This is a genomic window from Desulfobaculum senezii (genome assembly GCF_054657395.1).
In genome coordinates this window covers 197,552-207,533 of record NZ_BAAHYU010000001.1, presented here as the reverse complement: position 1 = coordinate 207,533, position 9,982 = coordinate 197,552, and the positions used below count along the sequence as shown (strand labels likewise).

Sequence of the window (9,982 nt, the reverse complement as noted above, 5' to 3'; positions counted from 1 at the left end):
CTGTAGTAAAGGTGCACAGGGTCTTTCCGTCTTGCTGCGGGTAGACGGCATCTTCACCGCCAATTCAATTTCACTGAGTCTCTGGCTGAGACAGTAGGGAGATCGTTACGCCATTCGTGCAGGTCGGAACTTACCCGACAAGGAATTTCGCTACCTTAGGACCGTTATAGTTACGGCCGCCGTTTACCGGGGCTTCGGTTCAGTGCTTCGTCCGAAGACTAACACCACCCCTTAACCTTCCGGCACCGGGCAGGCGTCAGGCCCTATACATCGTCTTGCGACTTAGCAGAGCCCTATGTTTTTAGTAAACAGTCGCCCCCCTCATTTCTCTGCGGCTCCAATCAGCTCGGAAAGCAAGTTACTTCACCGATCGGAGCACCCCTTCTCGCGAACTTACGGGGTCATTTTGCCGAGTTCCTTAGCCAGAGTTCTCTCAAGCGCCTTGGGTTACTCACCCCACCCACCTGAGTTGGTTTGCGGTACGGTCTCATAGAGCTAAACTTAGAAGCTTTTCTTGGCAGTCTGGGATTACTGACTTCAGTCTGTAAAGACACGGCATCACGTCTCGGCCTTAGAGAGCGGCGGATTTGCCTACCACTCAAGCCTACTCGCTTGCACCGGGATATCCAACACCCGGATCAGCTACCCTTCTGCGTCCCTCCTTCGCACACTCTACGAGGTACAGGAATATTAACCTGTTTCCCATCAGCTACGCGTTTCCGCCTCGCCTTAGGGGCCGACTCACCCTGGGAAGATTACCTTTACCCAGGAAACCTCGGGTTTACGGCGAAAGTGTTTCTCACACTTTTTATCGTTACTCATGCCAGCATGTTCACTTCTCACTCCTCCAGCGTGCCTTCCGGCTTCGCCTTCATCAGCTGTGAGAACGCTCCCCTACCGCTCGTACAAAGTACGAGCCCGTAGCTTCGGTAGTATGCTTAGCCCCGTTACATTTTCGGCGCGGAGTCACTAGACCAGTGAGCTATTACGCTTTCTTTAAAGGATGGCTGCTTCTAAGCCAACCTCCTGGCTGTCTGAGCAACTCTACCACCTTTCCCACTGAGCATACATTTAGAGACCTTAGCTGACGATCTGGGCTGTTTCCCTTTCGACCATGGACCTTCGCACCCATAGTCTGACTCCCAGGCAACAACTAACGGCATTCGGAGTTTGATAAGGGTTGGTAAGCGGGTAAGCCCCCTAGCCTTGTCAGTGCTCTACCTCCGTCAGTCTAACCTGAGGCTATACCTCAATATATTTCGGGGAGAACCAGCTATCACCGGGTTTGATTGGCCTTTCACCCCTATCCACAGGTCATCCGAGCAATTTTCAACTTGCAACGGTTCGGCCCTCCACTCAGTTTTACCTGAGCTTCAGCCTGCCCATGGATAGATCACCCGGCTTCGGGTCTAATCCGATGTACTGTCGCCCTATTCAGACTCGCTTTCGCTTCGGCTCCACCTTACGGCTTAACCTTGCACAGCAGATTAACTCGCTGGCCCATTATGCAAAAGGCACGCGGTCACGGACTCAATCCGCTCCCACTGCTTGTAGGCAGACGGTTTCAGGTACTATTTCACTCCCCTCACAGGGGTACTTTTCACCTTTCCCTCACGGTACTAGTGCGCTATCGGTCGCTAAGGAATATTTAGCCTTGGAAGATGGTCCTCCCAGGTTCCCACGGAGTTTCACGTGTTCCGCGGTACTCAGGAACCGCCGACGCTGCTATTCGATTTCAGGTACGAGGCTTTCACTCTCTATGGCCAAGCTTCCCAGCTTGTTCCCCTGTCTACTCGCAGATCGTCTGATGACGGCCCTACAACCCCGCATGGTCGAAACCATACGGTTTGGGCTCTTCCCATTTCGCTCGCCGCTACTTTGGGAATCTCGTTTGATTTCCTTTCCTCCGGTTACTGAGATGTTTCACTTCACCGGGTTCGCTCCGCAAGGCCTATGAATTCAGCCAAGCGGTAACGGGACATGACTCCCGCTGGGTTTCCCCATTCAGAGATCAACGGGTCAAAGTCTGTTTGGCGACTCACCGTTGCATATCGCAGCCTACCACGTCTTTCATCGCTTCTTAGCGCCAAGGCATCCACCGTCTGCCCTTACTATCTTAACTTTAAGATCACAAATCTCATTCCCTATTCAACTGTCAAAGATCATTACGCGGACGCTTATGGATGGTATCACCGTTCCCCTCGTATGGTGGAGGTGAACGGATTTGAACCGATGACCCCCTGCTTGCAAGGCAGGTGCTCTCCCAGCTGAGCTACACCCCCACTCTTAACGAGTGGATGGTGGGCCTAGATGGACTTGAACCATCGACCTCACGCTTATCAGGCGTGCGCTCTAACCGGAGCTGAGCTATAGGCCCATCCTGGTCCCACGTAGTTGCAAGGCGTTTGTTCCTTGCAATTAAATAGCGAATCGAGAGTCTTTCCTTAAAAGGAGGTGATCCAGCCGCAGGTTCCCCTACGGCTACCTTGTTACGACTTCACCCCAATTATCAGCCCTACCGTCGGCGCCTGCCTCCCGAGGGTTAGCTCGACGACTTCGGGTAGAACCAACTTTCGTGGTGTGACGGGCGGTGTGTACAAGGCCCGGGAACGTATTCACCCCGGTATGCTGACCCGGGATTACTAGCGATTCCAACTTCATGGAGTCGAGTTGCAGACTCCAATCCGGACTGGGACGCAGTTTTTGGGATTCGCGTGACCTCACGGTTTAGCTGCCCATTGTCTGCGCCATTGTAGTACGTGTGTAGCCCTGGGCGTAAGGGCCATGATGACTTGACGTCGTCCCCACCTTCCTCCCGGTTAACCCGGGCAGTCTCGCCAGAGTGCCCAACATTACTTGCTGGCAACTGACAATAGGGGTTGCGCTCGTTGCGGGACTTAACCCAACACCTCACGGCACGAGCTGACGACAGCCATGCAGCACCTGTCACCGCATTCCCCGAAGGGCACTCCTCTATCTCTAGAGGATTCGCGGGATGTCAAACCCAGGTAAGGTTCTTCGCGTTGCATCGAATTAAACCACATACTCCACCGCTTGTGCGGGCCCCCGTCAATTCCTTTGAGTTTCAGCCTTGCGACCGTACTCCCCAGGCGGGATGCTTAATGCGTTGACTTCGGCACCGAATGTTGCCACCCGACACCTAGCATCCATCGTTTACGGTGTGGACTACCAGGGTATCTAATCCTGTTTGCTCCCCACACTTTCGTACCTCAGCGTCAGTTACTGTCCAGGTAGCCGCCTTCGCCACTGGTGTTCCTCCCGATATCTACGGATTTCACTCCTACACCGGGAATTCCGCTACCCCCTCCAGAACTCTAGCATATCAGTTTCAAGTGCAATTCCCCGGTTGAGCCGAGGGCTTTCACACCTGACTTGACACGCCGCCTACGTACGCTTTACGCCCAGTGATTCCGATTAACGCTCGCACCCTCCGTATTACCGCGGCTGCTGGCACGGAGTTAGCCGGTGCTTCCTCTGAAGGTACCGTCAAACGCCAAGCCTATTTGAAATGGCGCGTTTCTTCCCTTCTGACAGAGGTTTACGACCCGAAGGCCTTCATCCCCCACGTGGCGTCGCTGCGTCAGGGTTTCCCCCATTGCGCAATATTCCCCACTGCTGCCTCCCGTAGGAGTCTGGGCCGTGTTCCAGTCCCAGTGTGGCTGATCATCCTCTCAGACCAGCTACCCATCGTTGCCTTGGTAGGCCTTTACCCCACCAACAAGCTAATGGGACGCGGACTCATCCAGATGCAGTAGCTTTCATGAAGAGGCCACCTTTCCCCCCAGTTCGAAATGGGAGCGTATCCGGTATTAGCAGTCGTTTCCAACTGTTATCCCGATCATCTGGGTAGATCATCCACGCGTTACTCACCCGTGCGCCGCTCTACTCACTCCCGAAGGAGCTTTCTCGCTCGACTTGCATGTGTTAAGCACGCCACCAGCGTTCAATCTGAGCCAGGATCAAACTCTCCAGTTGGAGATATTATGTTACGATCCAATTTATTGAATCGCAAAACTGACTTTTAAGGACATTTCTCGAAATCGTCTCGATTCGCTATTTAATTGTCAAAGACCAAAGCCTTTCGACGCGGTGCGTCGTTGCGAGTGGCGTTTCTATCGGAGCAGCAAGGCCCCGTCAACACCTTTTTTCAACTTTTTTCAAAGCCCCTTGCGAACCTTTCGGCCGCAACGAGGTGAGCTAAATAATCAGACTTCCCAGCCTGCGTCAACCCCCTCATGAAGCTTTTTTTCAAGCGCCGCCAGAAGCTTTCGCTTCTCTCGGCGGGTCGCACTGTCTAGCCCCGTTGGACCAGCCCGTCAACCCGTTTTGTTCGCTTTTTTCAAATTGCCACCGACGTCGGTTTCAAACCTTTCGTCGCGGCGGAGGGCGTTTCTATGAAAATCACCCCACCCCGTCAACACCTTTTTGAAGTTTTCTCAAACATTCTCCGCCCCATATCCCGGGAACCCGCATGGATGCTCGGTTTGCGCTTTCGCGCTGGAAGAGGAGGAAGATGCCTCCGGCGGGTTAAGGGAATGATTCCCTTAACAATCCCCAGGTTTTCGGGCCAGAAGCTGGCCCGAAAAAGGGTTGGGTGGGTTGAGCCTCAACGCTCCCACCCCTCTCGCCCATATACTACATAATGGGCCACACCCTCTTTACTCTTCCCGTCTCCACCACAAACAGGGATCCTCACCGCCCATCCGGGACACCAAAGCCCCCCAAAAATCCTCTCCCATCCACAAGCCCGGGAGCCACTCAGGGGTGACGACAGTACCCGCCAAAGGAAGCCGGTCTGTGCGCAAAGGGGATATCTAAGGGCCCGCGGCCCTTAGACCGCCGGAGGCAAACAAAAAGCCCTGCAGCCCCACCACTCGTTCCACCCGCACCTTTCCCGCCATCCTCGTACCACCTCCCATATTGCCTCACGTCGTCTCACCTCATCCCTCCTCCCCTACACACATTCCCGCGCCCGCCACCTCGCCAATCTACACCACACCACACAACCGCACTCTGCCAAAGCGCGCCACGAAAAAGCCCCGCTGCCGGTGTTGGCAACGGGGCTGAAAAGCGTGATTGGGCCGCGGGCTTATTGGGGCTTGGCGGCGATGCTTCGGGTGACGAACTGGTAGATGTCGTCATACATGGTCTCGGGATAATAGGGGGTCAGCAGGCGGGTACGTACGCCGCCGACGAGGTTACACTGAATGGCGGTAGAGGTCTCCTCGATGGGGAGGTCGCGAATGGTGCCGTCTTTGACGCCACGTTCGACGCTGGCCTTGAGGGTTTCGAGCACTTCGGTGAACTTGTGCTCCATCTCCTGCCTGTCGTCTCGGGTTTTGACGTCACTGTATGGCGAACAACGAATGAGCACGAGGAAGTGCTCGTCGGGATCGATGGAAAACTCGAAATATTTGTGAACGAAGCGCTGGACGGCGTCGAGACCGTTCTCGGCAGGCGCGACGGCTTCGTTGAGTTGGTCGACGAGGTGATGGAGTACGTCCATACCTGCGGCGATAAAGAGTTTTTCCTTGTTCCCGTAGTGATGGGTCAACAGTCCCAGCGCAACGCCGGCTTTCTCCGAGATTTTTTTAAACGTTGTCTCGGAATACCCGTACACACCGAAGAGTTCTTTGGCTGCTTCCAGCAAGAGTTCTTTTTTCGTCATGGTCACTACCGCGTGCTCCCTTAATGCTCTCTACCCTTGGCGCGGCAAGTGCTGCGCCTCTCCCCCAGCCTCTGACAGGGGCGTGCTCTTAGGGGAAAACCTGTTAAACGTTATGCACCAAACCGTCAATATCCCCAAGGCAGAAGACCGCCCTTACAGCCCCCGCGCTGACAAAAGACAAACCCCCTTGGACAAGGGGGTTTGCAGAGGAGGTGTTACTCAACACGATATAAAAACGCCCAAGGAAGTTTGAGCTTGAAGCCGAAAATTTGCGGTGTGATGAAATGCGCGCATGCTGTGTACCGTGCGTGCCGGATGGCGCCTTGCGCCGCGGCGTGCCTGGAGTGCAGTCAAGCCGGAGCGGTGAAGCAACCGCCCCGGCGGACTGTCTGTGCACTCAACCAATTCTCATTGGTCACTGCCGGAACACCCGCATGTCCATAGCGGGCAGCAACGGATTATCGTTCAACCTCTGCCACTTGTCGCCTGTTCCCATAAGGAAACCATGTTCCGGCAAATATTGCGAAGCACGTGCGTGCGTCATTTCAATCATCATGTCAGCGGGTGTTGATTGAACACACAACCAACTGACAATTCCTTTTTACGACCAGTCCCTGCATCCTGTCAAGCGTCTTTCTTCACAAGACTCGGCGATGGGCGCAAAAACGCACGCTACGGCTTCAATCGAACTCAAGTCCATGCTACTGTGCACAAGAAAGGAGGGGGAATTCATGCCTTGGGACCCAAAACAGCCCGACCGACGCAAAGGGGAACGTCGTCAAGACGACGATAGAAGACGCAACATACAAGACAGACGGTCCATTGAGGACCCGCTTGATATTGTGGAGCGCCGCCGTAACGAACGCCGCAGCGAGGATGAGCGCCGAAGCGGCGAAGACCGGCGCAAGGACGACAACAGCTAAACACAAGGCCGGGCCCCCGGCTGCATCACCACGTTCAAAAAAGAAGCGCCCCGATGGTCGACACCGGGGCGCTGTTGTTCTCTGACGCGGGACAGGCCCGACGGGATTAGAATTCGAGATGCTTGGGCGTACGGGGGCAGGGGATGACGTCGCGGATGTTGGCAACGCCGGTCACCATCATAAGCAGACGCTCGAAACCCATGCCAAAGCCTGCGTGGGGCACGGAGCCAAAACGGCGCAGGTCCATGTACCACCAATAATCCTCTTCGGTGAGGCCAAGCTCCTCGATGCGTTCCTTGAGAACGTCGAGGCGCTCCTCGCGCTGGCTGCCGCCGATAAGCTCACCAACTCTGGGCACAAGGATATCCATGGCGGCGACGGTCTTGCCGTCGTCATTCATGCGCATGTAGAAGGCCTTAATGTCCTTGGGGTAATCATAGACGATGACGGGACGCTTGAAGTGCTCGTCAGTGAGAAAGCGCTCGTGCTCGGTCTGCAGGTCCACGCCCCACTCGACGGGATATTCGAAGCGGCTCTTGCCCTTCTTGGTCTTGGCATTCTTTTTCAGAATTTCAATGGCCTCGGTGTAGGGCAGGCGCACGAACTCGTTGTTCTCGATGGAGTCGAGGGTCTCGGTGAGGCCTTTGTCCACCCACTTGGCGAAGAGTTCGAGGTCTTCGGCGCAGTGTTTGCGCAGGTGGCCGACCACACTCTTGATAAAGGCTTCGCCAAGGTCCATGTCGTCGGACAGGTCAGCGAAGGCCATTTCCGGCTCAACCATCCAAAACTCAGCGGCGTGCCGGGGCGTGTTGGAATTTTCGGCGCGGAAAGTGGGGCCGAAAGTATACACGTCGCCAAGGGAGGTGGCGAAGATTTCCGCGGTCAGCTGGCCGGACACGGTGAGGGCGGCTTCCTGCCCGAAGAAGTCATTCTCGGGGGCTTTGGCCTCGGCGCTGGCGGGGTCGAGGGTGGTCACGCGGAACATTTCGCCCGCGCCCTCGCAGTCGGAGCCGGTGATGATAGGCGAGTGCACGTAGGCAAAGCCGTTGTCGTGGAAAAATTTATGGATGGCGTAGGACGCCTCGGAGCGGATGCGGAAGATTGCGCCAAACTTGTTGGTTCGCGGGCGCAGATGCGCGATGGAGCGCAAAAATTCATCGGAATGGCGCTTCTTCTGCAGGGGGAAGGTCTCGGGGTCGGCCTCGCCGACAACCTTGATGCCGGCGGCGCGCACTTCCCACTTCTGGCCCTTGCCGGGGGATTCCACAAGGGAACCTTCCACAGCGATGGAGGCGCCGGTGGTGACCTTATCAATGGCGTCCCAGCCGGGAATACCCTCGTCAGCAATGACCTGAATGTTCATGAGGCAGGATCCATCGTTGAGCTCGATGAAGGCAAACCCCTTGTTTTCCCGCTTGGTACGGACCCAGCCCTTGACCACAATGTTCTCTACCGGCGCTGTAGCTTCCAGCGCCTGACGGACGCGAAGGCGATTCATCTGCATCTCCTGACAACTGTTCTCTCTAATGGTATGCCCAAGCCTCGCACTTGACGGAATCCGGCATCTGGGCAAAGTAACCCGGACCGACCACACGCCATGGCCGAGCTCGTCCTATTAATGACTTGGCCGACGGCTACGCTGTATACGATTTTTTCATGAACCGCCACATCAGGGCGCTGCGCGAGTTGTCGCCTCCGCCGCGCGTCATCACAAAGGGGACTCCGATATGGGCTTCTTCTCCAAGCTGAAATTCTGGGAAAAAGACAAGAAAAAAGAGGCGGTTACCGCGCCGGAACATGTTGCAGAGGATGCCAGCGTCCAGCAGCCCCCCGCGGAAGAGCCCGCTCCCGCGGAGCCTGCGTCACCCACGCAGACTGCTGAAGAAACGCCCACCGCGCCCCAGCCCGAGGCCGCAGCGCCCGAAGTCCCTGCCGCTGCGCACGCGGACGAGGAAGAGCCTGCCCCCTCCCCCGCCACGCCAACACCGGTGAGGGCGCCGGAGCCGGACGCTCTCGCGCCCGAGGAAACCACGCTGCGCGCCGAAGAACCGTGGGAGCAGGAGCTCACCCTCAAACTGCGCGAGGCCGAACCCCGCCTGTCCGAGTGGCTGACGCTTGTCCTTGAGGGCGTTTCGGAAAAAAGCCCGGAACTGTGGACGCGCCTGCGCTTTTTATTCCGCGCCCTTGGCGCGCCCGAGGCCGAGGCCGACGACTTTATCCAGCGCTTCGACAGCTGGCTGGACATGATGGAATACGAGATGGTGGAGGACTTCCGCTCGGAGCTCCAATACCGCCTTGCCCTTGCGCTGGACCTTGAGGACGAAGAGGACGAGCGCAGCCGCCTGTTCCTGAAGCTGTCCGAAGGCCTTGAAAAGACCAAAGAAAAAATCTCCCGCCAGATTGAGGGCCTGCTGTCCAGCCACGACACCATGGACGACGCCTTCTGGGAAGAGCTGGAAGAAATCCTCATCATGGCGGACGTGGGCTACGAGGCCACAACCCAGCTGGTGGAGAACCTGCGCGAACGCGTACGCAAGGCCGGCACCACCGACCCGTCGGACTTCAAGGCCCTGATGCGCGAGGAACTGGAAGACGTCTTCAAGACCGAGCGCCGCATCTCCGCCGTGAACCCGCCCGAAGTTGTGCTGATGATTGGCGTCAACGGTGCGGGCAAGACCACCACCATTGCCAAGCTGGCGCACCGCGCGCAGATGCAGGGCAAAAAAGTGCTGGTGGCTGCTGGCGACACCTTCCGCGCCGCCGCGCTGGAACAGCTGGAAGTGTGGGCCGGACGCGTTGGCGCTGGATTCTACGGCAAAGGCGAAGGCGCGGACCCCGCAGCCGTGGCCTACGAGGCCGTCGATATTGCCATCCGCGACGGCTACGACATGATTTTTGTGGATACGGCAGGCCGCCTGCACACCAAGGTGGACCTGATGGACGAGCTGAACAAAATCTACAAAGTGCTGGGCAAAAAGCACCCCGGTGCGCCCCACCGCAGCATCCTCGTCCTCGACGCCACCACCGGTCAGAATGCGCTGTCGCAGGTGAAGCTGTTCTCCGAGTCCTGCGGCATTGATGAAATTGTTCTGACCAAGCTGGACGGCACGGCCAAGGGCGGTGTTGTTGTTGCCATTGCCCTGCAGTACGGCGTGCCCATTACCTTTATAGGCCTTGGGGAAAAGATGGAGGACCTGCGCCCCTTCAACGGGCAGGACTTCGCCACCGCCCTCTTGGGCTAGCACGCCACAACCGACCATCACGCGCCCCTGCCATGCGGGGGCGCTTTTTTTGGTTCATCTCCTAATTCCGGGGGAAACATAAAAAATTGAGGACAACGGAAACCCTCAGTAATCTCGATAGTTGCACA

4 protein-coding genes, 2 tRNA genes and 2 rRNA genes are annotated in these 9,982 nt (G+C 56.8%); 2 read left to right on the top strand and 6 right to left on the bottom strand.

All coding sequences use genetic code 11. The annotated features are described in order from the left end of the window. From ACYQ2T_RS00875 to ACYQ2T_RS00855, 5 genes are all read right to left on the bottom strand, one after another. Positions 1–2,122: ribosomal RNA gene (locus ACYQ2T_RS00875) — 23S ribosomal RNA — on the bottom strand; the annotation flags it as partial. 84 nt (positions 2,123–2,206) lie between these two features. Beyond that, positions 2,207–2,282 (bottom strand) — tRNA-Ala (locus ACYQ2T_RS00870). A 16-nt stretch (positions 2,283–2,298) separates the two neighbouring features. After that, positions 2,299–2,377 (bottom strand) — tRNA-Ile (locus ACYQ2T_RS00865). 70 nt (positions 2,378–2,447) lie between these two features. Continuing rightward, positions 2,448–3,996 (bottom strand): 16S ribosomal RNA (locus tag ACYQ2T_RS00860). Between the two features lie 1,114 nt (positions 3,997–5,110). Beyond that, the gene (locus ACYQ2T_RS00855; protein WP_459897688.1) at positions 5,111–5,689 is read right to left on the bottom strand and encodes a TetR/AcrR family transcriptional regulator; all 579 of its coding nucleotides are present in this window, start codon (positions 5,687–5,689) and stop codon (positions 5,111–5,113) included. A 731-nt stretch (positions 5,690–6,420) separates the two neighbouring features. On the opposite strand from ACYQ2T_RS00855, the gene ACYQ2T_RS00850 reads away from it, so the two are divergent. Next, complete coding sequence (locus ACYQ2T_RS00850) at positions 6,421–6,612, top strand: hypothetical protein (RefSeq protein ID WP_459897681.1); 192 nt, start codon at positions 6,421–6,423, stop codon at positions 6,610–6,612. Between the two features lie 106 nt (positions 6,613–6,718). Here ACYQ2T_RS00850 and asnS read toward each other — a convergent pair whose 3' ends face one another. Next, positions 6,719–8,110 (bottom strand): asparagine--tRNA ligase, encoded by a 1,392-nt coding sequence (gene asnS / locus ACYQ2T_RS00845; protein WP_459897679.1) that lies wholly within the window; start codon positions 8,108–8,110, stop codon positions 6,719–6,721. Positions 8,111–8,339: 229 nt separating this feature from the next. On the opposite strand from asnS, the gene ftsY reads away from it, so the two are divergent. Then, a complete protein-coding gene (gene ftsY, locus ACYQ2T_RS00840) occupies positions 8,340–9,854 on the top strand; it encodes a signal recognition particle-docking protein FtsY (RefSeq protein WP_459897677.1) in 1,515 nt (504 codons plus the stop codon). Positions 9,855–9,982 lie beyond the last annotated feature (128 nt).